The sequence below is a fragment of the Rhodococcus sp. Chr-9 genome, from assembly GCF_000801125.1.
In the GTDB taxonomy this organism is placed as follows: Bacteria; Actinomycetota; Actinomycetes; order Mycobacteriales; family Mycobacteriaceae; genus Rhodococcus; species Rhodococcus pyridinivorans.
Genome location: NZ_JTIZ01000071.1, coordinates 172075 through 198432, shown reverse-complemented (window position 1 = coordinate 198432; position 26358 = coordinate 172075). Strand labels below are relative to the sequence as shown.

General features: G+C 66.9%; 21 protein-coding genes, 4 pseudogenes and 1 riboswitch. Of the genes and pseudogenes, 13 read left to right on the top strand and 12 right to left on the bottom strand.

Annotated features, from left to right (window positions below; genetic code table 11):
* Positions 1 to 163 precede the first annotated feature (163 nt).
* The 3 genes from QR64_RS08450 to QR64_RS08440 are packed head-to-tail and all read left to right on the top strand — an operon-like array spanning position 164 to position 4582.
* A complete protein-coding gene (locus tag QR64_RS08450) occupies positions 164 to 3415 on the top strand; it encodes an error-prone DNA polymerase (protein ID WP_039584922.1) in 3252 nt (1083 codons plus the stop codon).
* 11 nt (positions 3416 to 3426) lie between these two features.
* The gene (locus QR64_RS08445) at positions 3427 to 4281 is read left to right on the top strand and encodes a DUF4349 domain-containing protein (RefSeq protein WP_039584855.1); all 855 of its coding nucleotides are present in this window, start codon (positions 3427 to 3429) and stop codon (positions 4279 to 4281) included.
* The gene (locus QR64_RS08440; RefSeq protein ID WP_006550105.1) at positions 4274 to 4582 is read left to right on the top strand and encodes a rhodanese-like domain-containing protein; all 309 of its coding nucleotides are present in this window, start codon (positions 4274 to 4276) and stop codon (positions 4580 to 4582) included. The genes QR64_RS08445 and QR64_RS08440 overlap by 8 nt, the downstream gene beginning before the upstream one ends.
* Positions 4583 to 4644: 62 nt before the next feature.
* On the opposite strand, the gene QR64_RS08435 is transcribed toward QR64_RS08440, so the two are convergent.
* From QR64_RS08435 to QR64_RS08420, 5 genes are all read right to left on the bottom strand, one after another.
* On the bottom strand, positions 4645 to 5139 hold the full coding sequence (locus tag QR64_RS08435) for a hypothetical protein (RefSeq protein ID WP_006550106.1): 495 nt from the start codon (positions 5137 to 5139) through the stop codon (positions 4645 to 4647).
* A complete protein-coding gene (tatC, locus tag QR64_RS08430) occupies positions 5127 to 5930 on the bottom strand; it encodes a twin-arginine translocase subunit TatC (protein ID WP_006550107.1) in 804 nt (267 codons plus the stop codon). Before tatC ends, QR64_RS08435 begins: the two co-directional genes overlap by 13 nt.
* Positions 5927 to 6166, bottom strand: coding sequence for a twin-arginine translocase TatA/TatE family subunit (locus QR64_RS27310; protein ID WP_006550108.1), 240 nt, complete (start codon positions 6164 to 6166; stop codon positions 5927 to 5929). Before QR64_RS27310 ends, tatC begins: the two co-directional genes overlap by 4 nt.
* 79 nt (positions 6167 to 6245) lie before the next feature.
* On the bottom strand, positions 6246 to 7234 hold a 989-nt coding region (locus QR64_RS08425), incomplete at its 3' end, for an intradiol ring-cleavage dioxygenase (protein ID WP_235367056.1).
* Between the two features lie 138 nt (positions 7235 to 7372).
* Complete coding sequence (locus tag QR64_RS08420; protein WP_006550110.1) at positions 7373 to 7837, bottom strand: tRNA (cytidine(34)-2'-O)-methyltransferase; 465 nt, start codon at positions 7835 to 7837, stop codon at positions 7373 to 7375.
* A 124-nt stretch (positions 7838 to 7961) separates the two neighbouring features.
* Between QR64_RS08420 and QR64_RS08415 the strand changes: the two genes are divergently transcribed.
* Positions 7962 to 8576: a maleylpyruvate isomerase N-terminal domain-containing protein gene (locus QR64_RS08415; RefSeq protein WP_039584853.1), complete on the top strand. Its 615-nt coding sequence runs from the start codon at positions 7962 to 7964 to the stop codon at positions 8574 to 8576.
* A gap of 10 nt (positions 8577 to 8586) precedes the next feature.
* Here QR64_RS08415 and QR64_RS08410 read toward each other — a convergent pair whose 3' ends face one another.
* On the bottom strand, positions 8587 to 9801 hold the full coding sequence (locus QR64_RS08410) for a glycosyltransferase (protein ID WP_052227245.1): 1215 nt from the start codon (positions 9799 to 9801) through the stop codon (positions 8587 to 8589).
* Between the two features lie 120 nt (positions 9802 to 9921).
* Here QR64_RS08410 and QR64_RS08405 point away from each other — a divergent pair, with 120 nt between their 5' ends.
* The 3 genes from QR64_RS08405 to QR64_RS08395 are packed head-to-tail and all read left to right on the top strand — an operon-like array spanning position 9922 to position 12568.
* Entirely contained in the window at positions 9922 to 11397 is a 1476-nt protein-coding gene (locus tag QR64_RS08405; RefSeq protein ID WP_039584851.1) for a wax ester/triacylglycerol synthase domain-containing protein, read from the top strand.
* Between the two features lie 5 nt (positions 11398 to 11402).
* On the top strand, positions 11403 to 12257 hold the full coding sequence (locus tag QR64_RS08400; RefSeq protein WP_006550113.1) for a bifunctional methylenetetrahydrofolate dehydrogenase/methenyltetrahydrofolate cyclohydrolase: 855 nt from the start codon (positions 11403 to 11405) through the stop codon (positions 12255 to 12257).
* 26 nt (positions 12258 to 12283) lie between these two features.
* Positions 12284 to 12568 carry a DUF3017 domain-containing protein gene (locus QR64_RS08395; RefSeq protein WP_033097065.1) on the top strand — a complete coding sequence of 95 codons (285 nt, stop codon included), beginning with the start codon at positions 12284 to 12286 and terminating at the stop codon, positions 12566 to 12568.
* On the opposite strand, the gene metX is transcribed toward QR64_RS08395, so the two are convergent.
* A complete protein-coding gene (gene metX / locus QR64_RS08390; protein ID WP_024101561.1) occupies positions 12565 to 13692 on the bottom strand; it encodes a homoserine O-acetyltransferase MetX in 1128 nt (375 codons plus the stop codon). The two genes, QR64_RS08395 and metX, sit on opposite strands and share 4 nt — an antisense overlap.
* Positions 13693 to 13826: 134 nt before the next feature.
* Positions 13827 to 13938: riboswitch (SAM riboswitch) on the bottom strand.
* 270 nt (positions 13939 to 14208) lie between these two features.
* Here metX and QR64_RS08385 point away from each other — a divergent pair.
* Both QR64_RS08385 and QR64_RS08380 read left to right on the top strand, forming a co-directional pair.
* Positions 14209 to 15426 carry an NADP-dependent isocitrate dehydrogenase gene (locus QR64_RS08385; RefSeq protein ID WP_039584849.1) on the top strand — a complete coding sequence of 406 codons (1218 nt, stop codon included), beginning with the start codon at positions 14209 to 14211 and terminating at the stop codon, positions 15424 to 15426.
* 147 nt (positions 15427 to 15573) lie between these two features.
* A complete protein-coding gene (locus QR64_RS08380; protein WP_039584848.1) occupies positions 15574 to 16788 on the top strand; it encodes a hypothetical protein in 1215 nt (404 codons plus the stop codon).
* Between the two features lie 46 nt (positions 16789 to 16834).
* Here QR64_RS08380 and QR64_RS25725 read toward each other — a convergent pair whose 3' ends face one another.
* Together QR64_RS25725 and QR64_RS25720 are read right to left on the bottom strand one after the other, a co-directional pair.
* On the bottom strand, positions 16835 to 16981 hold the full coding sequence (locus tag QR64_RS25725) for a hypothetical protein (RefSeq protein ID WP_200360280.1): 147 nt from the start codon (positions 16979 to 16981) through the stop codon (positions 16835 to 16837).
* A 113-nt stretch (positions 16982 to 17094) separates the two neighbouring features.
* A pseudogene (locus tag QR64_RS25720) lies at positions 17095 to 17196 on the bottom strand (IclR family transcriptional regulator); the annotation flags it as partial.
* A gap of 136 nt (positions 17197 to 17332) precedes the next feature.
* On the opposite strand from QR64_RS25720, the gene QR64_RS08375 reads away from it, so the two are divergent.
* Together QR64_RS08375 and QR64_RS08370 are read left to right on the top strand one after the other, a co-directional pair.
* The gene (locus QR64_RS08375) at positions 17333 to 17839 is read left to right on the top strand and encodes a winged helix-turn-helix domain-containing protein (protein ID WP_200358362.1); all 507 of its coding nucleotides are present in this window, start codon (positions 17333 to 17335) and stop codon (positions 17837 to 17839) included.
* A complete protein-coding gene (locus QR64_RS08370; RefSeq protein WP_197483277.1) occupies positions 17840 to 18415 on the top strand; it encodes an IS630 family transposase in 576 nt (191 codons plus the stop codon).
* Between the two features lie 97 nt (positions 18416 to 18512).
* Here the strand turns inward: QR64_RS08370 and QR64_RS08365 are convergent, their stop codons facing one another.
* The 3 genes and pseudogenes from QR64_RS08365 to QR64_RS08355 all read right to left on the bottom strand — a co-directional run bounded on the left by QR64_RS08365 (position 18513) and on the right by QR64_RS08355 (position 24129).
* Positions 18513 to 20702, bottom strand: coding sequence for a YhgE/Pip domain-containing protein (locus QR64_RS08365; RefSeq protein WP_039584847.1), 2190 nt, complete (start codon positions 20700 to 20702; stop codon positions 18513 to 18515).
* Positions 20699 to 23275: a YhgE/Pip domain-containing protein gene (locus tag QR64_RS08360; protein ID WP_039584846.1), complete on the bottom strand. Its 2577-nt coding sequence runs from the start codon at positions 23273 to 23275 to the stop codon at positions 20699 to 20701. Before QR64_RS08360 ends, QR64_RS08365 begins: the two co-directional genes overlap by 4 nt.
* Before the next feature lie 214 nt (positions 23276 to 23489).
* Positions 23490 to 24129 (bottom strand): annotated as a pseudogene (locus QR64_RS08355) (hypothetical protein).
* Between the two features lie 168 nt (positions 24130 to 24297).
* Between QR64_RS08355 and QR64_RS08350 the strand changes: the two are divergent.
* Positions 24298 to 25581 (top strand): annotated as a pseudogene (locus QR64_RS08350) (amidohydrolase family protein).
* A gap of 483 nt (positions 25582 to 26064) precedes the next feature.
* Positions 26065 to 26319: pseudogene (locus tag QR64_RS08340) on the top strand (hypothetical protein); the annotation flags it as partial.
* Positions 26320 to 26358 lie beyond the last annotated feature (39 nt).

Sequence of the window (26358 nt, the reverse complement as noted above, 5' to 3'; positions counted from 1 at the left end):
AACTCCAGGGTTGCACTTGCTGGCCCGTGATGCAACCCCCTGGTTGTAGTCGATCGTGCAGTTCTCGTCGCCGACTCCCGGCGTGTCGCGACGAGAACTGCGCGTGTTCGAACGTCTCGTTCGAACACATGTGCGATACTGGATCGGTCGAGGAGGTGCCGGAGTGGGATGGGGAAACGGTCCGCCGACCTGGTCGGAGATGGAACGTGTGCTCTCGGGACGACCCGGCACTTCCCGTCGCGATGCCGAACATCCCGGCGACGGGAGCGACAGCCCGGCGTGGTCGCGCACCCGCACCGAGTACGAGGCGCGGGTCCGACGTCCGGAAGGACCGGTCGTGCCCTACGCCGAACTGCACGCCCACTCCGCGTTCAGCTTCCTCGACGGTGCCTCCACGCCGGAGGAACTCGCCGAGGAGGCGGCACGACTCGGACTCGAGGCCCTCGCGGTGACCGACCACGACGGACTGTACGGAGCGGTGCGATTCGCCGAAGCCGCACGCGAACTCGGCATCCGCACCGTCTTCGGAGCCGAGCTGGGCCTCGACGATGCGCACCTGCTCGTCCTCGCCCGCGGTCAGGAGGGCTATCGACGCCTGTCGCGGCAGATCGCCGACGCCCACCTCGCAGGAGGGGAGAAGAACAACCCGAGGTACGACTACGACGCGCTCACCGACGCCGCCGGTGGGCACTGGCAGATCCTCACCGGTTGTCGCCGGGGGCACCTGCGACAGGCGCTCACCACGGGCGGGATCCCCGCCGCCGAAGCAGCATTGCTCGATCTCGTCGACCGGTTCGGTGCCGACCGCGTGACCGTCGAACTCACCCGTCACGGATATCCCGACGACCACGAACGCAACGCAGCCCTCTTCGAACTTGCCGCGCGACATGGCATTCCGTGCATCGCGAGCACGGCGGCGCACTTCGCGCATCCCCATCGGCGACATCTGGCGATGGCCGTGGCGGCGATCTCCGACCGGCAGAGCCTCGACGACGCCGTCGGCCGGATCCCCCCGACCGGAGGCGGGCACCTGCGGTCGGGGGAGGAGATGACGTGGCTGTTCGAGGCCTTTCCGGGTGTCGTGCACCGTGCCGCCGAACTCGGTCGTGAATGCGCCTTCGATCTGCGTCTCGTCGCCCCGAAACTGCCGCCCTTCGATGTTCCCGACGGGCACACCGAGTTCACCTGGCTGCGCGAACTCACCTACGACGGGGCGCGTCGCCGCTACGGTCCGGTCGAGCGCCGCCCCGACGCCTATCGGCAGATCGAACACGAACTCGATGTCGTCGGCCGGCTGGGATTTCCGGGATACTTCCTCGTCGTCCACGACATCGTCGACTTCTGCAAGCGAAACGACATCCTGTGCCAGGGAAGAGGATCAGCCGCCAACTCGGCGGTCTGCTACGCGATCGGCATCACCAACGTCGATCCCGTCGGCAACAAGCTGCTGTTCGAACGCTTCCTGTCGCCCGAACGCGACGGCCCACCCGACATCGACCTCGACATCGAATCCGACCGGCGCGAGGAGGCGATCCAGTACGTCTACCGCAAGTACGGGCGGATCAATGCCGCGCAGGTCGCGAACGTCATCACCTACCGCGGTCGCTCCGCTGTCCGCGACATGGCCCGTGCCCTCGGATACTCGCAGGGACAGCAGGACGCGTGGAGCAAGCTGATCGGCCGGTGGGGTGGGGTGCGGGTCGAGACCGACGAACGGATCCCGGAGACGGTTCTCGATCTCGCCGAACAGATCGAAGGTCTCCCACGGCATCTCGGCATCCACTCGGGCGGCATGGTGATCTGCGACCGGGCCGTCGCCGACGTGTGCCCCGTCGAATGGGCGCGGATGGAAGGGCGCACCGTCCTGCAGTGGGACAAGGACGACTGTGCTGCAGCGGGTCTCGTGAAGTTCGATCTGCTCGGCCTCGGCATGCTCTCCGCGTTGCATTACATGATCGACCTCGTCGACGAACACGAAGGCGTCCGAGTCGACCTCGCACACCTCGATCTCTCCGAGCCGGGGGTCTACGAGATGTTGTGCCGCGCCGACTCGGTGGGGGTCTTCCAGGTGGAGTCGCGGGCGCAGATGGCCACTCTGCCGCGGTTGAAGCCGCGCTGCTTCTACGATCTGGTCATCGAGGTGGCCATCATCCGGCCCGGCCCCATCCAGGGCGGTTCGGTGCACCCCTACATCCGGCGGCGCAACGGTCTCGAACCCGTCACCTACGACCATCCCTGCCTCGAGAAGGCCCTCGAACGCACCCTCGGCGTTCCGCTCTTCCAGGAACAACTCATGCAGATGGCCGTCGACGCCGCGGGATTCACCGCGGCGGAGGCCGACCGGTTGCGTCGCGCCATGGGATCGAAACGCTCGACGGAGAAGATGGAACGTCTGCGCGGACGCCTCTATCAGGGCATGCGGGACCTGCACGGCATCACGGGGGACGTCGCCGACCGCATCTACGAGAAGCTCTACGCCTTCGCGAATTTCGGTTTTCCCGAAAGTCATTCGCAGAGCTTCGCCTCGCTGGTGTTCTATTCGGCATGGTTCAAACTGCACCATCCCGCAGCGTTCTGTGCGGGCCTGCTGCGTGCTCAGCCGATGGGTTTCTACTCGCCGCAATCGCTGGTCGCCGATGCCCGCCGTCATGGTGTGGTCGTCCACGGCCCCGACATCGCGGCGAGTCTCGCGCACGCCACCCTCGAGAACGAAGGGAAGGAGGTCCGGCTCGGCCTGGCCACGGTGCGGCACATCGGCGACGACCTCGCCGAACGCATCGTGACCGAACGCAGTGCCCACGGCCCGTACACCTCGCCCGCCGACCTCGCCGCCCGCGTCGGTCTCACCACCACGCAGGTCGAGGCGCTGGCCACCGCAGGAGCTTTCTCCTCGTTCGGCGTCACCCGCCGCGAAGCCCTCTGGGGTGCGGCCCCGGCCGCGGCACAACGCCCCGGGCGGCTCCCCGGGATCGGGACGGTGCCGACTCCGGCCCTGCCGGGGATGAGCGCTCTCGAACTCGCCGCCGCCGACGTCTGGGCCACGGGAATCTCGCCCGACAGCTATCCGACGCAGTTTCTGCGCGAGCGGCTCGACGAACTCGGGGTGATCCCGGCCGCGGAGTTGTGTCAGGTCCCCGACGGGACGCGCATCCTCGTCGGCGGGGCCGTGACACACCGGCAGCGACCTGCAACAGCCGCCGGTGTCACCTTCCTCAACCTCGAGGACGAGACCGGAATGGTGAACGTGGTGTGCTCGGTCGGTCTGTGGGCGCGCTACCGGACCGTGGCCCACACGGCTCCCGCCCTGCTCGTCCGCGGCCGGCTCCAGAACGCCGAGGGCGTGGTCACGCTCCTCGCCGACCATCTCGAAGCCATGGATCTGCGAATGCCGAGCAGATCACGCGACTTTCGCTAACATCGCCGAGTGTGAAACGCCTGTGGCCGGTCTCGTTGGCTCTGTTCGCTCTGGTCGTCACCGGCTGCGACGAGGGTGGTGGAGGCGAGGGCTCCTCGGCGTCCGCGCCTGCGATCTCGGCACCGGCGATCGTCGACGGCGGTCTCCGCGAGTCGCAACCCGAAGAGGCCGACCGCAAGGAGGTCGTCACCGGCTACCTCGAGATGGATGCCGGCGATCCCGTGGCGACGGGCCGCCGGGTCGTGACGGTCGTCGAGGAAGCCGGTGGACGCGTCGACTCGCTCACCGAACAACCCGAGGCGAGCAGCGTGCTCACGGTGCGGGTGCCCGCCGACCGGCTCGACGAGGTCGTCGACGAGATCCGCACACTCGGCCGTGTCACCAGCCTGAGCACCACCCGCGACGACGTGACGATGCAGTACACCGACCTCGAAGCCCGGGTGGGTGCGTTACGGGCCTCGGTGGACCGCCTGCGGGCACTGCTCGAGTCGTCGGCCGACGTCGAGGCGCTGATCGCTGCAGAGACCGCGCTGGCCGAACGACAGGCCGAACTCGACAGCCTCGAGGCGCAGCGAGGGCAGCTGGGCGACCGGATCGAACTGTCCACGCTCACCGTCGACATCACCACCGACCGCCTTCCCTCCGAACAGGACAGTTTCTGGGACGGGCTGGTCGCAGGATGGAACAGCCTGTGGGCCGCGCTGGGGGCAGCGGTGGTCGGTATCGGCGCCGCGCTACCGTGGGTGGCGTTCCTGTTCGTGTGTGCAGGTGTCCTCTACCTGGTCATCCGGCTCATCACCCGACGGGGACGTTCGTCCGGAACCACCGGGACGCCCGACACCGAGAGGACCGACAGCGATGCGTGAGGTCGACCTGGCCGCACTCGAATCCGCGCTCACCGACGGGGCGACCGTCATCGACGTGCGTGAACGCGACGAATACGCCCAGGTGCGCGTACCCGGCGTCACGAACATCCCGCTCAGCGAGTTCGTCGCGCGGATCGACGAGATCCCCACCGAGGGCACCGTCTACGTCGTCTGCGCCGTGGGTGGCCGCAGCCTGCAGGCCGCGCAGTATCTCGCCGGTCGCGGTGTCGACGCCGTGTCCGTCGCGGGTGGCACCGACGGCTGGGCCCGCTCGGGTCGGCCGGTGGAGAGCGACGCCTGACTGCTCTCGTCGTCGAACGCGCGCCGTGGCACCGGGCCGCTCACCTTCGGCCTGCCGAAGGCTCATGTCGACACGGATCCGGGTGCCGGGTCCGTCTCGGGCACCGGCGGATCGTCCGGTGGGTGTGTCGGGAGGCGTGTCTCGGCGGCGATGCGGCGGGGATCGTCGTGGGGGAGCGAATCGATGAGGATCCGCCGGGGGTGTGCCGCGGTTCCGGTGACCAGATACTTCCGGCCGGGACGCACGTGCCGGGCCTGATCGATCATCTCGTCGGTGCCGGCCGGTGTTGCCGGCGGGTGCGCGGCAGGTTCGAGCAGTACGTCGTTCACGATCGTACGAGGATCGTACCGACGCAGGTCGAGTGATTGCCATTCGTTGCGGCGCAACGAGATTCCCATGTCGCGTTCGGCGTCGCTGCGGGTCTTGTCGATGAGATGCCGTAGGGCCCGGACTGTCCCGGCGAAGTGCTGGGCGTAGACGGGCAGGCGTTGTGGGCCGATCACGATTCCTGCCAGAAGAACCACGAGGAACAGTTTTTCGAGGGTCAGGCCGAACATGGTGTGGATTCCTCCCTGACGAGATCGGGATCGTGCGATGTGAGAGCGCGACGTGCCGCCCTCCGGTCGTGCAGACGGGTGATCACGAGAGCGGCGCCGAACAGAGCCGACATCGGTAACGCGACCAGGAACATCGACAACACGTCCGCGGACGGCGTGACCAGAGCACTGAACAGGGTGATGACCACGACGATGAGGCGCCAGCTGCGGCGCAGGGTGTGCGCGGAGACGACCCCGAGACAGTTCAGCATCACCAGCACCACCGGCAGGACGAATGCGATCCCGGTCGCCAGCACGATCTTCATCACGAAGTCCACGTAGTAGGAAGCATTGAGAAGGGTGCTGTCCCGGTCGGAGGAGAAGCCGGTGAGCACGCTCACCATGCGGGGGAAGAGCAGGAAACCGAAGGCGCACCCCCCAGCGAACAGTGGAGCGGCTGCCGCGGAGAACCCGATCACGTACTTCTTCTCGCGACGGGTCAGTCCGGGGGTGACGAAGGCGAACAGTTCGCACAACCAGACGGGACCGGAGACGATGACCCCGGAGAACAGCGCGATCTTCAGTTCGACGTCGAACGCTCCGGTGATCGTGTCGTAGTTGAGGCTCGCCTGGCGGGATCGGGCCAACTCCTCGATGGGTGCGCGCAGAAGGTCGAGGACCTGATCGGCGAAGACGAAACCGCCGATCACGCCGACCAGCAGCGCCACCGCCGCGCGAAGTCCGCGCCGTCGTGCCTCACGCAGGTGATCGGTGAGCGGCATCGTGCCGCGCGTGGCGGTGCGGGCCGTCATGACGCGGGTCGGTAGGGAACCGGGGTGCTCGTGACGGTGGTCGTCGAGTGCTCGCCGAGGGCGGTGGGGGCGTTGTCCTGCGGGGACGGAGTGGATTCCTCACGGATTTCGTCCTTGAGGATGCGCAGAGATTGTCCGACACCCTTGGCGAGGGCGGGAAGTTTGGCAGCTCCGAAGACGAGCAGGAGGATCGCCAGGACGATGAGGGCGTGCCAGCCCGTGAGATTGTGCAACATGGTGGAGTCCTTCGATGGTGGTGGGTCGATGTATGCGGACGGAGCGCGCTCAGTTCGAGGCTTCGGAGCCGGTTTGCGNCCTCCGCCGCCGGGACCTCCGCCGGCGGGCGGCCGACCCGCGGATGGAACACTGTTGTTCCCGGGTCCGTCCGGACCTCCCGGTGCACCCCCGCCTGCACCGAGCGCGGGCTCGGTTGTCGTGTCGACTGCGACGGCCAGAGTCCCGACGTAACCCGCTTCGGTGTCGCCGGTGAACGTCCCCATCTGCAGGTCGTAACCGTCCCCGAAGACGTTGTCGTTGTCGGGGTTTCCGATCCGGGCCAGATTGCCGGCCGAACCCGGATAGGTAGCGAGCCGGTACACCGCGTCGAGCATGTCCTGTGGGAAGGCGACCTGTGAGGTCGCGATCGCGTTGTTCGCATCGGTCGCAGAGGCGGCATCGGGGTAGATCTCGAAATGGAGGTGGGTCCAGCGGCCGGAATAACAGCCCGGAACGATCGTCTCGAATGTCGCCTTGCCGTTGGTATCGGCGATCTGGATCCCTCGGAGATAGGTCTGGTCCTCGACGCCTTCGGAGTACATCGAGTACCGGCCCTGCGCGTCGCACTGCCAGGCGTACACGGCCACCCCGTCGAACGGGACGCCACCGTTCGCCGTGTCGGTGACGGTGAAGGTGAGCGAGAGCGGGACACCGTCGACGGTGGTCCCGCCGTCGAGGCTCGAGGTGATGTCCCTGCGGACGATCCCCGATTCCTCGAGCACGTTGATTCCGTTCGTGCCGTCGGCCGGGTAAGGCCCGTTGGTTTCTTCGGGTATCTCGTCTGCAGGGGTCACCGGCGCGGTCGTTCCGGCAGTGGTGATCGTGTTCGCGGTGCCGGTGGAGCAGGCGGCCAGTGCCAGGGCGCCCGCTCCGGCGCCGACGAGGCCGAGCACCCGGCGCCGGGTGACGAGGGTCGTGATGTCGAAACCGGCACCCTGGTCGACGACGTCCTCGGCGGGGCGATCGAGCAGGCGTCCTTCGTAGATGGGTCCGGCCGGTGTGGAAACGGGTTCGGGGATACGGGGCATGTCGACGTCTCCTTCGACGATTCGCTCGGTGGTTCGGTACCGAGTGTTGCCGTCGATCCGGTGGGGACGCTGTGTCTTACCTGTCGGTTTCCTGTCAGCCGGTCGGTGGAAGGGATACGGGCGGTATGTCGCCGGTGACTAGACCGCGCCGGGGAAACCCTGCTGCCGCCACGCCTCGTAGCAGGCGACCGCCGCGGCATTCGACAGATTCAACGAGCGTCGGCCGGGCAGCATGGGGATGCGGACCTGCTCGGTGATGTGCGGATCGGCGAGTACCTCGGGCGACAAGCCCGTCGGTTCGGGCCCGAACAGCAGCACGTCGCCGGACCGGTACTCGATCTCCGCGTAGCTCGACGTGCCGTGAGCGGTGAACGCGAACACCCGCTCGGGGGCCAACGCCTCCCATGCGGCCCCCAGATCGCTGTGCACGGTGACCGACGCGAGGTCGTGGTAGTCCAGTCCCGCCCGACGCAGCTTCGGTTCGGAGAGGTCGAAGCCGAGGGGTTCCACCAGGTGCAGCTCCGCGCCGGTCGCGGCGACCATGCGTATGGCATTGCCGGTGTTGGGGGGAATGCGCGGCTCGTGGAACATCACTCTGAACACTCGATCCAGCTTGCCAGAGGCGCGCCGGCGTCCCGCACGCGCGTAGCGCCGATCTCGGCGTAGCGAGGGCACGCGTGTTTTCATTCTCGTGTCGTGGTTCGACGTATCGACCGCTGGGGGATGCATGGAGTCACCGGTAGCGACGTACGTCTCGGCGGTGCGCAGCTTCTCGGAACTGGTCCGTGCCGTGCCGGAGGGCCGCTGGGACGGTCCGGGCCTGGGTGAGTGGGACCTCCGAGCACTGATCGGACACACCTCACGCTCGTTGACGACCGTCATGACCTATCTCGACAGTCCTGCCGACACCGAGGACCTCGCGAGCGCGGAGCAGTACTACGTCCACGTCGAGGAACTGACCTCGGTCCTCGGCGCGGAGGACATCGTCGAACGCGGGCGGCGTGCCGGTGCCGACCTCGGTGACGACCCGGTGGTGACGATCGGTGCCCTGTCGGCTGCGGTGATCGAGCGGCTCGGTACCGGGGAGGATCGTCTGATCCGGGTGATCGGAGGATCGGGGATCCGGCTGCATTCCTACCTCCCGACACGCACCTTCGAACTCGCCGTCCACGGTCTCGACATCGCCGCCGCCGCGGATGTTCCCTACGAACCTCCCGTCGAGGTTCTCGAGCAGTCCGCCCTGTTGGCGGCGAGAATCGCTCTGGCACTCGGCGACGGCACGACCGTGCTGCGGGCATTGACCGGTCGGATGGCGTTGCCGAACGGCTATTCCGTCGTGTGAGCGGAGAGGTTCAGCGCAGCCGGGACCGGAACATCCGATCCTCGAGCAGCGCGAGCACGGATGCCGGGGGAGGCAATCGTGCGATCTCGTCGCGCAACCGTTCGGCGCCGGGGCGGAGAGAGCGCGAGGACAGCGCGTCGAGGGTGATCCCTCCGATCTCCGCCGAGGTTACGGTGACGGGATCGACCGTGGTCCCTGCGCCCAGCGCGACCAGCCGTCGGGCGTTGAGTTCCTGGTCCGCGCCCATCGGAAGCGCGACGACCGGAACGCCGTGGGCGAGCGCACCGATGACGCTGCCCGATCCGCCGTGGTTTACGACGACATCGACGTGCGGGAGCACGGCCGACTGGGGCACGAACCGCACGATGCGGACGTTGCCGCCCGGTGACGGCAGGGTGGCCGGGTCGATGTCCCGGCCGACGGTGACGAGCACGCGCGCAGGTAGTCGGTGCAGCCCCCGGAGGAGACGGACGATGAGATCACCGGACTCGGTGTTGAAGACGGTACCCAGCGTGACGTACACGCGGTGGGGCTCCTCGCCGCTTCGAAGCCAGTCGATCGCAGGGTGTTCGCGGGATGCGAGCGACGGGCCCGGCCCTGTCGAGACGGCTGTGGGAGGCAACGGGACATCAGGATCACGGAACGACGGTGGGAACGGTGAGATGACCAAATCCTGTGACAGGAAAGAGCACTCGTGATCGGAAGGGAGGTCGTGGGCGGCCCGTAGTCGTCCCAGTGGCTCACGGATGCGGTCGATCCGGACGAGCGCTCCGGAGGCGATCACGGCGACCACCACGCGGGGAACGGCGGCGTGCTCGGCCGCCGTCATCGCACCGAAGTCCATCTCGTCGCAGATCACCAGATCCGGATGCCAGCGGTCGACGACCTCGCGGACCAGGTCGAATCGTCGCGCCGCGAGCACACCGGCGAAGTGGGTGCCGATCACCGAGTACTCGTGGTCGAGATCCGGAGGAGCGAGCGTGCCTATGGACCGACCGGAAGCGGATGTCGTCTCCCCCTCGGGGAAGTACGCGTCGAAGCCTTCGGTGCCTGCGAGGGCGTCCGCCTCCCCGCACACGCCGATGCGGTGGCCGGCCCCGCGCAGGACGTCGGCGATCGGGAGCATCGGTGCGAGATGGCCGAGGCCGCCTGCGAACGCGAACAGGACGCGACGCACGGCCCGGCCTCGTGTACTGCCGGTCGTCGATCCGACTCGGTGCGCCATGGCCGAATTACACCGCTCCGCGCTCGTGTACGCGAATCGTCGACCGGGTGTGGCCCCGAGCGGTACCTGGTTCAATCGACAGGGCATCAGCAGCGGGCGACCCGGGAGAGAACCATCACGATGACACGCCGACGCGGAATCCGACTGGCCGCGCGGGACGCACTCCACGTCTTCGTGGAGGACACGGACCCCGAGGCTCCGCCGTCGACCATGGTGAGTGTCTACGTGTTCGACGCCCGAGCGGGCGACGCTCCCATCCGCACCCGTGAGGACGCCGTCACCTGGATCGGACAGCGCCTGCACCGCACACCGGCGCTCACCCGCCGTCTGCACCGGGTGCCGGCGAACCTCGACTTCCCGTACTGGGTCGAGACCGGCGTCGATCCGGACGATCACGTCCGGTACGAGACGATCGGCCCGACCTCACGCAGCGAGGTGCATCGGCTGCTCGCCTCGATGAAGGAACGCTGCCTCGATCTGTCCGCACCCCCGTGGGAAGTGCACGTCCTGGCCGACATCCGTGGTGTCGACGACCTCCCCGACGGCGCCACCATCGTCGCGTTGCTCCTGCACCACTCGGTGACCGACGGGCTCGGAGCCGTCGAGATCGCTCGTGCACTGCTCGACGATCCGGCTGCCGCCCCTTCGGCGGGAGGACGCATCGTCGCCGTGCCGGGACCGGTCCGCGCGGCGGTCTCGCTGCCCTTCCGGTACGCGAGGATGCTCCCGGCTCTGGTCGCAGCACGTCGCGCTCGACGAGCACTGGGTGGTCTCACCGCATCGGGGGAGATCACCGCCCCCCGGCCGCAGCGTCCCCGCACCCGCTTCGACACCGACGCCGGCAGCGCCTGGCAGCTCGGCGTCGTCCGTATGCCGTTGCCGGAGGTGCGTGCCGTCGCGCGCGCCACGGATACCTCGGTGAACGACGTGATCCTGACGGTCGTCTCGGGCGGACTACGCGCCTACCTCGCATCCTACGAGGAAATTCCCACCGATTCACCGGCGGCGATCGTTCCGGGATCCCTCCGGGACGGAGCGGGAGCGGAGTCGGAGAACAAGGTCACGCTCATGTATGTCGACCTGCACCTCGATCGGGCTGATCCGCGCGAGCGACTCCGCCGAGTCCACGAGTCGGCCGCTCTCGAGAAACAGCGCATCCGGCGTCCGGAGTCGGCTGCCTCCGTTGCGGCGGTGGATGCATCGCCCGCGTTCGACCTGGCGATGACGATCCGGAGAGCGCACCGCGGGCGGGTGGGGCCCACGGGAGACGTGGTGCCGCTGGCCAACACCACCGTGACGAATGTGCCGCGCGGGCCGGTCGAGGGCCTCCGATTCGGTGGCAGTCCCGCCGTCGAGGCGATCGGTACTCCGATGCTCAACCGGAACTACGGTCTCGTCCACTCCGTGACCTCGCTCGGCGAGGTTCTCACCTTGTCTTTTCTGGCCTCGGACTCTTGCATGCCCGACCCCGAGCAGTACGAGCGGCACCTCGCCGAAGCCTTCGCGGAACTATCCCGGGACTGCCTGCCTCCCGGCGCGCGGACGGTTTCCGGTACCGGCCGCGATTCGACGCCGGACGGGCGCCTGGAAGAATGAACGACGTGACTGCGACGATCCTGGACGGCAAAGCAACCCGCGACGAAATCTTCGAGGACCTGAAGGTCCGCGTGGATGCGCTGAAGGCCAAGGGCGTCACGCCCGGTCTCGGCACGATCCTCGTCGGCGACGATCCGGGATCCGCGGCCTATGTGCGCGGTAAGCACAACGACTGCGCGAAGGTCGGCATCACGTCGATCCGCAAGGATCTGCCCGCCGACATCACCCAGGAACAGCTGTTCGAGGCGATCGACGAGCTCAACGCCGACCCTGCCTGCACCGGCTACATAGTCCAGCTCCCGCTGCCGAAGCATCTCGACGAGAACGCGGCGCTCGAGCGCATGGATCCGGGCAAGGACGCCGACGGATTGCACCCGGTCAACCTCGGCCGGCTCGTGCTCGGCAAGGAGGCTCCGCTGCCCTGCACGCCGCGCGGCATCATCCACCTGCTGCGCCGCTACGACGTGGAGATCGCCGGCGCGCACGTGGTGGTGGTCGGTCGTGGCGTCACCGTCGGCCGCCCGATCGGTCTGCTGCTGACCCGTCGTTCGGAGAACGCGACGGTCACCCTCTGCCACACCGGCACTCGTGATCTCGCTGCAGAGGTGCGTCGCGCCGACATCATCGTCGCCGCCGCAGGTGTTCCCGGGCTGGTGACGGCGGACATGGTCAAGCCCGGCGCCGCTGTGCTGGACGTGGGTGTCTCCCGCACCGAGGACGGACTGCGCGGCGACGTCGCCGCGGACGTGCGCGAGGTCGCGGGCTTCGTGTCCCCGAACCCCGGTGGCGTCGGACCGCTCACCCGCGCCTTCCTGCTGACCAACGTCGTGGAGCGGGCCGAGCTGCTCGCGACCCGATAAGCGGGTCGACGACCCCGGGAGACGAGATGGCTCAGGCTATGCGATTCACGCGTCTGAACCTGCCGCTGCTCGCGGTCACCCTGGTGATCGCGGCAGCGGTGATCTTGGTGATCGCCGATCGGTGGCGACGCGGAGCGTTCGTCTTCGGCGGCGCCACCATCCTCGCCGGCCTGTTCCGCTGGGCTCTCGACGAGGACAAGGTCGGTGTCCTCGCGGTACGCGGCAAGGCGTTCGACGTCGCCTCGATGATGGTCGTCGGCGGAATCGTGGTGGCGCTCGCCGCGTCGATCGACCCGCTGGGAACCGACTAGCCCTCGGCGAGCTTCATCAGTTCGACGAGGAGCTTCGCGACCTCGTCGGCCTCGGTGAGGAATCCGTCGTGTCCGTCGCGGGAGACGAGCACACGCAGGTCGCCCGATCCCGGGAGCAGATCGGCGATCTCCTGCTGCAGGCGCAGCGGGTACAGGCGGTCGGAGTCGACGCCGGCGACGATCGTCGGGACCGGGGTGGACGCGAGTGCGGCCTCGACGCCGCCGCGTCCGCGCCCGACGTCGTGCCGGTTCATCACGTCGGACAACACCACGTAGGTACCGGGATCGAAACGCGCGACGAGCTTGCGCGCCTGGTGCTCGAGATAGCTCTGCACGGCGTACCGGCCGCCGCGCCACGGGTCCTCGTCGTCCTGGGGTAGATTCCCGAAGCGCGTGTCGAGTTCGAGTTCGGTCCGGTAGGTGAGGTGCGCGATGGTCCGGGCGATGGCGAGTCCGGCTTCGGGACGCCGCCCCGTGCCGTAGTAGTCGCCGCCCTGCCAGTCGGGGTCGGCCGTGATGGCAGCCATCTGCGCGGTCTGGGTGCCGATCTGGTCGGCGGTCGCGCGGGCACCGGTGGCGAGGACGAGCGACGCTCGCACCCGCTCCGGGTACGCGATGATCCACTCGAGGGTGCGCATGCCACCCATCGATCCGCCGGTCACGGCGGCGAGGACGTCGATGCCGAGCCTGTCGAGCAGCGCCACCTCGGCCGCCACCTGGTCGCGTACGGTGATCAGCGGGAAGCGGGATCCCCAGGCCTTGCCGTCGGGTGCGGTGCTGCCGGGGCCGGTGGTGCCGCGGCACCCGCCGAGAATGTTCGTCGAAACCACGCACCAGCGGTCGGTGTCGATCGGAGCACCGGGGCCGACCATGCCCGACCACCAGCCGGGGGACGGATGGTCCGGTCCGGCGGGGCCGGTGACGTGCGAGTCGCCGGTGAGGGCGTGTTCGACGAGCACCACGTTGTCGCGGGCGGGGGACAGTTCGCCCCACCTCTGCACGGCGACGGTGACGTTCGGCAGCGTCTCGCCGCTCTCGAGCGCGAGATCGCCGATGTCGATGGTGTCGAGGCGTCCGTCTGCCGGGGGCAGTTCGACGCGACGCCGCTCGGTGCCCGCCGTCAAGAGATGACCGCCTCGAGGCTCGCGGTGGGCCGGCAGCGCCGGCTGCGGATGTCGGTCATCGTGTCCTTCCGGCGGTGATGGGAGGTGTGATCGTGACTTGGGTGCGACAGCACATCATCATCTCAGTCCTCCCGACAACAGGCTTGTCGGTGGGGTTCCACCGACCGTGTCATCACCCGGAGCACCCCACCCCGGTCGGAGGGTTGCCGGCCAGCAAGCCGGGGCTTGACGCTGGCACTCATGACTTTCCCGGCAGTCTAGCGACTCTCCGTTGCAGGGTCTTTATGCACCCTCTGAACATCCCTGACCAGCAGGAAAGTTACCGGTCGGTAGGGCGTGAGGGTGGGACGAGGCGCTTTGCGGTCGTCGGCAATAGCAGTACGCTTGTCATGTTTGGCCGCGGTTCAGGACGTGGACACGGCCATGCTCGCTGCTCGCGAGCCGACGGCGACCGCACCCACAAAGTGCGGTCGATTGGGGACCTACAGAAACGTCCTAGGAGGACACGAAACGCATATGTCCAAGATCAAGGTTGAAGGTAAGGTCGTCGAACTCGACGGCGACGAGATGACCCGCATCATCTGGCAGTTCATCAAGGACAAGCTGATCCACCCGTACCTGGACGTGGATCTCGAGTACTACGACCTCGGCGTGGAGAACCGCGACGCCACCGACGACCAGGTGACGGTCGATGCGGCGAACGCCATCAAGAAGCACAACGTCGGTGTCAAGTGCGCCACCATCACCCCCGACGAAGCGCGTGTCGAGGAGTTCGGCCTGAAGAAGATGTGGCGGTCGCCCAACGGCACCATCCGTAACATCCTCGGCGGCACCATCTTCCGCGCGCCCATCATCATCTCGAACGTGCCGCGTCTGGTGCCGGGCTGGACCAAGCCCGTCATCGTCGGCCGTCACGCGTTCGGCGATCAGTACCGCGCCACCGACTTCAAGGTCGACCGCCCGGGCACCGTCACCATCACCTTCACGCCCGAGGACGGCAGCGAGCCGATCCAGCACGAGGTCTGCCAGATCCCCGAGGACGGCGGCGTCGTGATGGGTATGTACAACTACAAGAAGTCCATCCAGGACTTCGCGCGCGCCTCGCTCTCGTACGGCCTGCAGCGCAACTACCCGGTCTACCTGTCGACCAAGAACACGATCCTGAAGGCCTACGACGGCATGTTCAAGGACGAGTTCCAGCGGATCTACGAGGAAGAGTTCAAGGCGGAGTTCGACGCCGCCGGTCTCACCTACGAGCACCGCCTCATCGACGACATGGTCGCATCGTCCCTCAAGTGGGAGGGCGGCTACGTCTGGGCCTGCAAGAACTACGACGGCGACGTCCAGTCCGACACCGTCGCGCAGGGCTACGGCTCGCTGGGGCTGATGACCTCCGTCCTGATGACCCCGGATGGCAAGACCGTCGAGGCGGAGGCCGCACACGGCACCGTCACCCGGCACTACCGTCAGCACCAGCAGGGCAAGCCGACGTCGACGAACCCGATCGCGTCGATCTTCGCCTGGACCCGTGGCCTCGAGCACCGCGGCAAGCTGGACAACACCCCCGAGGTCATCGAGTTCGCGCAGCAGCTCGAGGACGTCGTCATCAAGACCGTCGAAGCCGGTCAGATGACCAAGGACCTCGCACTGCTCGTCGGCCCGGAGCAGGGCTGGCTGACCACCGAGGAGTTCCTCGGCGCACTCGACGAGAACCTGCAGAAGGCTCGCGCCTGACCTTCGGCTCGTTTCTCGGCAGCACGAACACGGGACGCCCGCACCGGGCGTCCCGTGTCGTGTTCCTGAGCACTCCCGGCACGGGCTACCGTTCCGTGTACCACTGTCAGTCGCATCACCGCCGTAGTGCCCGGGAGGAGGACGGCCGTGACCACCACTGCCACCGACTCCGAAGGTCGCGGCGGGGCGCATGCCCGCCGGCGCTTCTGGACCCGGGTGTGGGCGCTGATGTTCGGCTCGGCGCTGGCCTACCTGCCCGTCGCGCTCGCGCCGAATCTGATCCACGCGATCGCCCGCCGCACCGACGAACTGGCCTACGACCGGTCCACGCCGGTGCGCAGCGGCGTGCTCACCACCCTCACGATGGGCGAGGCCGCCGCTGTTCTCGGGGTCCTCGCCGCCCTCGTCATCGCGCTCAATCTCATCGCGTGGTCGCTCGGGCCGGTCATCGCCGCCGAGGGTTCGTCCCGATCGACCGAGGCGTTGCGCCTCGAGCACCTCGAACTGTGCGGGTCGGTGTTCGGTGTCGGAGCGACGATGACCTTCGTCGCAGCGCTGCTCGACGGTCTCCCGCACTCCGTGGATCTGGCGGCGCTGCTGCTGTTCCCGGCGGTCTTCGTGATCGTGGTACTCAGCCAGGACCTGTTCCTCGCGACCCAACGCGGCGTCGGTGCCCGCCGTCGTCTGCGCCGGGAGGCGTCGCTGCTGCGCCGACGTGAACTGCTCGCCACGGCGGCGAGGCTGCGACCGGGCGACCCGCGGGTCGCCGGCCACCCCTTCGCGGCGCTCGCCGTCGAACTTGCGGTCCTGGCCGTCGTCACGGTGGTGGCGGGGCTCCTCATGATCGTGGTGTTCGACGACGAGTCGGGCTCCGGGCCCTTCCTGGATTCCTCGGACATGGTCTTCGTGGTGGTCACGTCCGCGATCACGATGTTCACGGCCGTCGTCCTCGTGCTGTGGACGGTCCGCTGCTGGTTGCTCCGCCGATACGTCGGCGCGGTCCTGGCCGCGGCGTTGGGTGGCACCCTCTACGTCGTGGTCGGTGCGGGAATCGTGTGGGCGGCACTCGACGAGGACGCCGTCGCCGAGGCGATCGCCTCCGCCGCCGTCCTGTACGCCTGGATAGTCCTGCCGGCCGCCGTCCTGCTCCTCGGCACCGTCGGGGTGGGCCGTCGGGGTCGCTTCCCGGGTGTCACCGCCGCCCTGCGCGCCGCGGTGCTGCGCGAGCGGTACCGGGTGCGGCGCGCCGAGCTCGACGGTGGTCGGAGAAACGGTCGAGCGGAGGGTTCCGTCCCGCCGCTCCGTCATCTGATCGTGCGGGCGCGCACCGTCGCCCGTGTCGCTCCGGCGGACCGGACATGACGACGGGGACGTCCTCCTCGGAGGGCGGCCCCGTCGATCCACTCGTCTACCGGTGCGCGCCCACCGGATCGCGGTGCGTTGCGCGCTGCCGCTCCGTCTGCTCGGTCAGCAGGTGGTCGAACAGACCCCCGGCGCGCAGCCATTCCCACTCGAGGGGAGTGTCGATCCGGGAGAGTGCCGTGCCCTCCCACACGATCTCGCCTGCACGGCGGACCCGGACGGTGATCTCGGTGGTCGATCCGAGAGCGGCCAGTCCACCACCGTCGACTTGGGGAGCCCGGTGATCCCGACGAGTTCGCGCAGCGTCCGGATCGGGTGCTCGGCGTCGAATGCGTTGAGCAGATCGAACGCGCGGGCGACGCTCCGCACGCCGCCGTCGGCTCCGGCGACCGTCGATGCCTGTGTCATGCGAGTCACTCCAGGCCCACAGAACAGTCCGAGCAATCCGCAGAATGGAACACATGAGTGTTTCCCAGTAGAGATATTTCGGTAATAGGGTGTGTCGTTGCACTTGATTCACACCGCGCTGCTTGATCATTGACGAATGGCAGGGAAGAAGACTGGTTCCGGCGAGGAGCCCAACTACCGGAAAGCCAAGCAACGTGGCGCTCGACGCGATTTCGAGGCGTTGCGTGACCGGCGAATGCGCGCCGCGGAGATGTTCGCCGCAGGACGACGACAGATCGATGTCGCGGTCGAACTGGAGGTGACCCAGCAGACCGCCTCACGCTGGTATCGGCAATGGGCCGACGGGGGCAGTGACGCACTCGAAGGGCCCAGGCGAGCTGGACGCCGGCCCCGCCTCGACGACACCCAGATCGAAGTGATCCGAGAGGAATTGCTCAAAGGACCCCAAGCTCATGGCTTCGCCACCGGGGTGTGGACCCTGGGACGGGTCGCGATCGTCATCGAGCGGCTCACCGGCGTGACCTACGGACCCACCCAGACCTGGACGATCCTGCGGACCCGGCTCGGCTGGAGCCGGCGGCGGCCCGCACGGCGCGCGGTCGAACGCGACGAGGACGCCATCGTCGCCTGGCGCGAGAGATGAGTGGCCGCGGATAAAAAAATAGCGCGGCGCCGAGGTGCATGGATCTGCTTCCAGGACGAAAGCGGCGTCTCGCTGCTCCCGGTGGTCCGCGCAACCTGGGCGCCGAAAGGCGACACACCCGTTCTGCATCACCGGTTCTCCTGGAAACGCCTGTCGATGGCCGGAGTCCTGGCCTATCGGCCCGACCGCAGTCGCAGTGCGTTTGTGTTCTCCATGACCGACGGTGCCTACAACACCGACAAACTCATCGAGTTCCTCACCGAACTGCGTGGCCACTTCGCCGGCGAGAAGCTCATCGTGCTCTGGGACGGACTGATGGCCCACCGGTCCCGGGCGATGACCGCGTGGCTGGCGACCCAGCGCGACTGGCTCCACGTCGAACGTCTCCCGGCGTATGCGCCCGAGCTCAATCCCATCGAACAAGTCTGGGGCAACATGAAATCCACCGAACTGGCCAACCTGTGCCCCGATACTCTCGACGAGGTTCGTGTGGCGACCGAGGCAGGGCTGACCCGGATCGGGTCGAGCTACGACCTGTGTCACGGCTTCCTCGACCACACCAGGCTCTCGTTATGATCTACGCTCACTCAATTACCGAACCATCTTTAACCGTGCAGTAGCCATCTCTGATGAGGTGGCTGATCTCCTGAAGCAGTAGTCGGGTGCTGAGCGCTCACACGCTCAGGAGCTTGGTCCCCTCCAACGACGAATTCAGATCATCGTTGAAATTCTTCACCGCCAGGCGCAAGACCAAACCGATCAGCAGGACCGGCAGAGTGAACAGCAACAGGAAGCCTAGCGCCTTCCAGTAGTCGGCATCGTAAATTCCCGCGATAGCCGCGCGCACCGCTGTCGTGGCATGGGAGACCGGGACGAACGGGCTGATGTTCTGGAACCACTCCGGCAGGACCGCCAACGGATACGCACCCCCACCCGCGGAGATCTGCACGACCAGCAGGAGCACCCCTATTGCCTTACCCGCCTCGCCAAATGCAAGCACAAGCGTGTACGTGATGAGCGAGAAGACGAACGACATCACCCACCCGGCGAGGATCAACAGGAACGGGTGCGCCGGACGAACCCCGACGAAGCCGATGAGGCCCACGAAGAGGATCGTGCTCTGCAGAAGAGCCATCCCGCCGAAGATCGCGTAGTGGCCGAAATACTCCTGCCACGGCTTGAGCGGCTTATCGAGCGGTGGAAGCGACTCGCGCGAGACCTCGGTGCGGATGAGCACCGCGAGCAGCAGCGAACCCACCCAGAGCCCGAGGACCGTGTACAGCGGCGCCATCTGCGAACCGAAGTTGTCGACCTTGAACACCGGGATTTCCTTGAGGTTCACCGGAGAGGCGAGCTGGGAGGCGAACGTCGCCGGGTTCGAGCCGATGATCTCGGTCACCTTGCTGAGGTCACCGGTGTTCTCGGCACGCGCGAGGGCCGCCTCGAGATCGGCAAAGATATCCGAGGTCCCACGGAGATCGCTCGCGAGCAGCCGGACCGCGGTCTCCGCGTCGGAGAGGCCGGCACTCAGCGAACCCGCCCCGGCGGACAGCGACTGCTCCGCTGCTCGCAGATCCTGACCGATACCCGCGAAGTTCCCCTCCACTCTGGAGAGGTCGCCTGCGAGTCGGTCGAGCTTCGGCCGCAGGCTGTTGGTGTACTGGTCCCGCGCCCCGACGATCGCTGCCTGTACGGCATCCACGTCCCGCAGGATTGCGCTGCGCGCCGCGGCAACGTCACCCGTCGACTGGGGACCGGCCGCCGCCGCGTCGAGGCGCTGCTCGAGAGCCTCCTGACGGTCGACGATGCCAGCGACTCGATCGGCGAGAAGATTCACAGCGTCCCGGGTCACAGGGTCCAGACCTGCCGCCGATGCCTGGTCCCGCAACCGATCACGAAGCTGGGCGTACGACTCGGCCTGCTGCCCGACTATCCAGGAGGCCTGCGACAGCGTCGCCACGGACTGCGGCGACGGCGAGTTGCCCAAGATCCGGTCGACCTCGGCACGAAGAGCCTCGAAGCTTCCGGCGCTGGCGCTGAAGGCCTGCGAGAGTCGCTCGGACGTCGATGCGAGGACGTCCCGGGCGGAGGTGACGGCACCGGCACCCTGTCCGATCGCTCCGGAGGTGTCCCGCACGGCATCGGACGATGCGGTGGCGAGCGAACCGGCGCTGGAGAGCAGACTGTCGGCAGACGAGAGCACCACTGCGAAGATGTCGGCAGTGCCGGCTGCCGAATTCAGCTGGGTGGAGATCCCGCCCACCGAAGCCTGCAGCCGGTCCAGAGTCTGCTGCGTCTCGGAGCCCTCGAGATAGGTGGCCAATGACGACACCAGCGCCAGGCCGACCTCGTTGAGGGTCTTGGTAAAGCTGGTGTTGATCTGCGTCGATACCTCCGTCGCGGCCTCGCCGGTGATCAGCGAGGAGAGTGCGTTCTTCTTCTCGTTGACGTAGAGGTCGATCTCCACCGGCGAGGCGCCGGGGGCGATGAAGGTCAGCATCTTCTGGCTGAAGTCCTTCGGCAGCACGATCGCTGCGTAGTACTCCTCGGACTTGGTGCCCTCGATCGCTTCTTCCTCCGAGACGAACTGCCAGTCGATGTCGCTGTTGGCGCGCAGCTGCGAGACCACCTGGTCGCCCACGTTCACGCGCATCGGGAACAGGTCGCTCTCGAAACCCTCGTCGGCGCTGGCGACCGCGACCTCGAGGTTGTTGACGTTGTCGAACGGGTCCCAGCTCGACAACACGTTGAACCACGCGAAGAAGGAGGGGATCAGTATGACGCCGACGAGCACCACCGCCGCGACCACGTTGCTGGTGGCCTGACGGAAGTCATGACGGATCAGGGTGATGATGTTGTTCACGCGTTCTGTCCCTGCTTCTCAAGCTGGTCGAGTCGGGCGTCCGACCTGATCGCGATATCTTCCTGTGCCAGAGCTCGCTTCAACGCATCGTCTGGAAGATCGCTGACCTCTGCGCCGTACAGGACGTTCTGGTTGATGTACTCGACCACCACGATCGAACCCATAACGAGAAGGCACAGGAGCCCCCACAGCCCGAGGACTGTGGCCTTCTCATCGGGGAAGACGGACCCGATCACGAAGAGAACCACGGACCCGATCACGCCGGCGAACAGTGCGGCGCGCTGCGCGGCCTTGTGGTTGGTGTCCAGCCAACGACGCTTGCGGGCGTTGTCCTCCCGGAACTTGTCCCGATCGGTCAGGGCCTGCACCAACTGGGTGAGCCTGTGACGGGAGCCGAGGATCTGCACGTCCTCGCTCAGGAACAGACCGGTATCGGCCAACTTGCTGTTGAACAATCGAGCGAAGTTGCCCAGCCGCTGGCGGAGGAACAGCCCGAGGATGAAGGCCAGCGCGGCGAAGAGTACGAGTACGGCCATGCACCGGAGGTAGTGCAAGCCGTAAAAGCCGCCGATGGTCTCGCGCAGCGCGTCGATCCCGTACGTGAACGGGAAGAACGGGAACAACGCCCGGAAGAAGTCCGGCATCATCTCGATCGGATAGATTCCCGAGGCGCCGGGAATCTGCATGATCACCAGCAACACGGCTATGCCCTTACCGATGTAGCCGAAGGACACCGAGAGCGCATAGATGATGGACATGTAGACGAGGCCGATGAACACCGCCGTGGCGACGAACACGACGGGGTTGACCGTCTGGACGCCGATCACCACATTGCCGATGCTCACCAGCAGCGCCTGGATGACGTTCATCACCGCGAACAGCAGCCAGCGCCCGAAGTACGCCTGCCGCACCGTCAGGCCCTCGACATCCTCGTCGTCGACCTCGAGCTTGAACAGCACCATCAACACGAACCCGGCGATCCACAGCGACAGGTTGGTGAACAGGGGCGCCATCGACGAGCCGTAGGCCGGCACCGGGAACAGGTCGTTCTCGTGGACCACCACGGGCCCCGCCATGAATTCGGCGATCGTGTCCGGGTCGAGCGAGGTCAGTGTGCTCACCTGGTTGAGGAGGTCCGTGGCACTGATCGCACTGAGGTCGGTCTGCAGGGCGATGAGATCCGATTGCACGTCCGCGAGGTTCCCGTCCAGCGACGACACTGCGGTGCCGGTCTCATCCATGACCGATTCCAGTTCGGTGAGCATGCCAACGGCCTCGCCCACGAGCACACGCTGCGAATCGAGCGCCGAGGAGAACGCCCCGACGGTCGCGGACAGCGACGACATGGACTGGTTGAGCCCCGGGAAGGTCCCCGACAACACACTCTGCAGCGCGCCGGAGGAACGCTGGGCGGCGGCCATGGCCTCCGACGCGGCGGCCGTCTGATCGGCCACCGTGGACACACCAGCCTGCGCGGCCTCCAGGGTCGCCAGGAGCTCCTGATCGCGGACCGTCTGCGCTTCGAGCGCGCCGATCACCTGGTTCAGCTGGTTCTTGAGCGGCAGCCCGTCAGGGGTGGCGGCGACGAGAGGAAGCATGGTGGCGAGTAGCGCCTGATTTGCGGTGATCACCGCCTGCACATCACGCTGAGCTGTGCTGAGAGCCGACCGGGCCGCGTCGGCGCCGACCGCGACCTGCCCGACGCTCTCGTTGAGGCGGGTGGTGGCGCCCGTGAGGTTCGCCGTGCCGGAGACGTAGGCGCCGGTCAGGGTGTCGGAGAACTTGACCAGGTCGCCCTGGACCTCGTTGACGAGGCCCTGCGCGTCGGAGACCGCTGCGGTGACGTCCCCGATGGCCGCGTCCACCCGCTCCAGGGCTCGCCTGGCATCGGTGAGCGCCGCCGCCCCGGGCTCGAGCGTGCCGTTCAACTCGGTCAGGGTCGTGCGGGTGGCCTGGACCGTCGCGAGGGCCTGGTCCAACGCGGTCAGCGTCTGGCTGCGCGAATCGACCAGCCAGTCTCCCGCATCGACCCCGGCCTGCTCGGCTTCCTTGGCGATGGTCTGTGCGACGGTGGAGACGAAGTTCGAGTTGATCTGCGTGTCGAGCGTGGACGCACCGACCTCGGTGATCTTCGGGGCGATCGCGTTGGCCTTCTCGTTGGTGTAGTACTCGAGTTCCGGCCGGACGAAGTCGCCGGTGACGATGGTGAGGAGGTTCTTGCTGAAATCGGGGGGCATGACGATCGCGGCGTAGCTCTCGCCGGACCTGACCGATTCCATGGCCGCGTCCTCATCCATGAACTGCCAGCCGAGCTGGTCGTTCGACTTGAGCTGGGCCACCACCTGCTCGCCGACGTTCACTTCACCGGTCAGCTCGGTACTGGCTCCCTCGTCCTGGTTGACGACGGCGACCTTGATGTGGTCCGCGTTCCCATACGGATCCCAGAACGCGATGATGTTGACCCAGGCGTAGAGCGAGGGCAGCACCAGCAGTCCGATGATGATCGCCCACGACTTCGGAGCCCGACGGATACGCGTGAGGTCACGACGAAGCACCTTGTAGGCGTTGCGCATGCACTTTCCCCGCTTAGCTGTATGGGCATTCATGGATCGCACCGTGGATAAGGGACTTCCCCCACTTCAGTTGACTCGTGGGGTTGAGCGGTTCAGGCCGCGTGTGCGGCCTGATTGGTTGTCTCGAACGGGTACTTGCCGGGCACGTCTGCGGTCGCCTCGATGATCGCTCGGCGAACACTGTCGCGGCGGAAGCGGGATGGACACCGCGGAATCACGACACCGGGAGCGGCTCCGGCGCCGATTTCCTGCGACCGAGGAAGACTGCAGACGCCAGGAGGAAGCACACTGCGCCGACGAACGTGCCCACGTTGGCCAAGTTGGGGTCGAGCGAGGTCCCGTGGTGCAGGACGAATGCTCCGACTGCGGAGATGCCGAACGCGATCGAACCGAGGGTGTTGAGCCAGACGCTCTGCCAGTCCCTCGACTTCGGTGCCCAGTAGGTTCCGGCTCTGAACAGAATGAGTACGGCGAGGGCGCTTGAAACGAGGAAGGCGATGGAGCCTTCCGCGTTCGGATTCCAGACCAGGTGCATCTCCCCTTTCACGGTGTGGGCGTGGAGTGCGGAGCCGGTGCTGATGTTGAACAGGATCGTCCCGAGTAGCTGGACTGCGGCAGCCAGCCACAGCGCGCGGACCGCGGGACGGCCGGCGTCGACGACGGTGGCCGGTTGACTCAACGTTAGCTGTAGGAACGCGGCTGCGGTGAAGAACCAGGATCCCGCGAAGAAGAAGACGTTCGCGAGCATGACCCCCGAAGACAGCAGACAGATACGGCGCCGAACCGAGCGCGAAGAGGGCGGAGCCGATCACGAAGCCCCAGGACTGCATTCGCAGTGTCCGGTGAATCAACATGCGCCGCATGATAGTTAGAATCCCAGATACTTTCAGCACGACACTCGGTCCATTTGTCGACACGACAACCTCGTGTGATTCGACGAATCGCGCCCCTCGGGTCGACACGGAACGGGTTGCCCGCGCCGTGGCGAGCAGGACGGCTTCCTCGGTGTTACGGTCGGCCCCATGCCACCCAAATCGGACGCTGGTACTCGTTTGCTGTTCCGTAGCGTTCGTGTATACGACGGCGTGTCGCCGTCACTCGTCACCGGTGACGTCCTGATCGACGGGGCGACCATCGCGGGGGTGTCCAGCTCCCCTGTCGGCGAAGATCCGAGCCGGGAAACCATCGTCATCGACGGTGGAAATCGTGTCCTGATGCCGGGCATGAGTGACGCCCACGTGCATCTGGTCGGAAATGCCAACTCCTACGTCGACATGGTGGCGGGAACCGAATCCCACATCGCACTCAACGGTCTCGCCGAAGCCAAGAACATGCTGCACCGCGGATTCACCGCGGTGCGCGACATGGCCGGCGACACCGGGAGTATCAAGTCGGTGATCGACCGCGGACTCTTCGAGGGACCTCGCATCTATCCGTCGCAGGCCGCGATCTCCTAGACCGGCGGGCACGGCGACTTCGGATTCGTCTACGAGTGTCCGACAGCGCTCGGCGGAAATCAAAGTCGCGCAGAGGAAATCGGGTTCATGCGGGTGGCTGACGGGCCGGATCGCGTCCTCGCCGCCGTCCGTGAGCAGCTCAAGAAGGGCGCATCCCAGATCAAGGTGATGGTCGGCGGTGGTGCCGCGTCCATGTACGACCCGCTCTACACCGTCCAGTTCACCGATCCCGAACTTCGTGCGGCTGTGCACGCCGCCACCGACTACGGAACCTACGTCGCCACGCACGTCTACAACGTCACGGGCATCCGCCGGGCGGTCGCGGCAGGGGTGAAGTCGATCGAGCATGGCCACCTCGCCGACGAGGAGACCATCGCCCTGCTGGCGGAGAAGGATGTCTGGCTGTCGATGCAGCCGTTCGCGTTGGGAGATCACCACTACCCGGATCCGAACCGAGCCGACAAGGACAAGGAGATCTGCTCGGGAACGGACAACGTATACGAGTGGGCGCGCAAGCACGGCGTCAAGACCGCATGGGGCACTGATCTCCTGCTCGAACCTCAGCTTGCGCACCGGCAGAGTGAGATGGCAGCACGCCTCGGCGATCACTACAGCAACGCCGACGCCCTCCGGATGCTCACCTCGGGCAACGCCGAATTGTTCCGGCTCGCCGGCGAGCGAGATCCGTACCGGCAGGCCCCGTTCGGGGCGATCGCCGAGGGCGCGTGGGCGGACGTCCTGCTGGTCGACGGCAATCCACTCGAAGATCTCAGCTTGCTGGCCGACCCCGCGAAACACCTCTCCGTCATCGTCAAGAACGGCAACGTGGTCAAGAACCTTCTCCAGTAGCGCACGTTCACAGACATCCGATTCCGGGTGACGTGGCCGGAATCGGTCAGTGCGTTGTACCCGAATCCGGAGGTCGAGTTGGTCGACATGCAGTCCGAGAGTTGGCAGCCACCGCCGCCAATCGTCACGAACACCGCAGGAACCCTGGTATCAGCCCGCAGCATCGAACTGCACGGGCCGTGGGGGCACGTGTTCGGCCCACTCGACCTCGACATCGACCTCGGCGGGGTCAGCGTCATCGCCGCCCAGGCCGGTGCAGTCCGAACCGCACTGCTGATGGCACTGTGCGGCCGGATGCGACTCAATGCCGGTTCGTTGACCGTCCTCGGCAACGACAAGCAGACGACGGTGTTCGCGCAGTCGTCGATCGCGTGCGTGAACGAACTCGAAGAAGTACGGCCGTCCGTCACCGTCCGCTACCTGGTCACAGAACAGCTGCGCTGGGGATTCCCCGTGGTACCGGATGGTGCCCCGGGTGAAGGAATCCGGGCCGGCGGCATCTATCCGGTGCCGACCACCGCGAAACCATTCCAGTGCATCCACCCGTTCGACCCGATGACCTACACGGTGAACGGGCTCCGGCAGCCCACCGTCGCCGGTCACGTCGACTCCAGGCTGCGGATCGCGATCGCGGTACTCACCGGCATCCTCCTCGTCACGCTCACGGCCAGCGCCGTGTCCGTGCGACGCAACCGCCGCTACACGATGGAACGCCTCTACCCCCCGATCGAGGTCTGATCCACCCCGAACCGGCCACCCCCCGCTCGACCCGTACAC

Excerpts from the sequence above, each read along its gene's own strand:
- QR64_RS08440 (WP_006550105.1), top strand. The coding sequence starts at position 4,274 with ATGCGTGAGGTCGACCTGGCCGCACTCGAATCCGCGCTCACCGACGGG.
- QR64_RS08435 (WP_006550106.1), bottom strand. The coding sequence starts at position 5,139 with ATGTTCGGCCTGACCCTCGAAAAACTGTTCCTCGTGGTTCTTCTGGCA.
- tatC (WP_006550107.1), bottom strand. The coding sequence starts at position 5,930 with ATGACGGCCCGCACCGCCACGCGCGGCACGATGCCGCTCACCGATCAC.
- QR64_RS27310 (WP_006550108.1), bottom strand. The coding sequence starts at position 6,166 with ATGTTGCACAATCTCACGGGCTGGCACGCCCTCATCGTCCTGGCGATC.
- QR64_RS08415 (WP_039584853.1), top strand. The coding sequence starts at position 7,962 with ATGGAGTCACCGGTAGCGACGTACGTCTCGGCGGTGCGCAGCTTCTCG.
- QR64_RS08410 (WP_052227245.1), bottom strand. The coding sequence starts at position 9,801 with ATGGCGCACCGAGTCGGATCGACGACCGGCAGTACACGAGGCCGGGCC.
- QR64_RS08405 (WP_039584851.1), top strand. The coding sequence starts at position 9,922 with ATGACACGCCGACGCGGAATCCGACTGGCCGCGCGGGACGCACTCCAC.
- QR64_RS08395 (WP_033097065.1), top strand. The coding sequence starts at position 12,284 with ATGGCTCAGGCTATGCGATTCACGCGTCTGAACCTGCCGCTGCTCGCG.
- QR64_RS08385 (WP_039584849.1), top strand. The coding sequence starts at position 14,209 with ATGTCCAAGATCAAGGTTGAAGGTAAGGTCGTCGAACTCGACGGCGAC.
- QR64_RS08375 (WP_200358362.1), top strand. The coding sequence starts at position 17,333 with ATGGCAGGGAAGAAGACTGGTTCCGGCGAGGAGCCCAACTACCGGAAA.
- QR64_RS08360 (WP_039584846.1), bottom strand. The coding sequence starts at position 23,275 with ATGCGCAACGCCTACAAGGTGCTTCGTCGTGACCTCACGCGTATCCGT.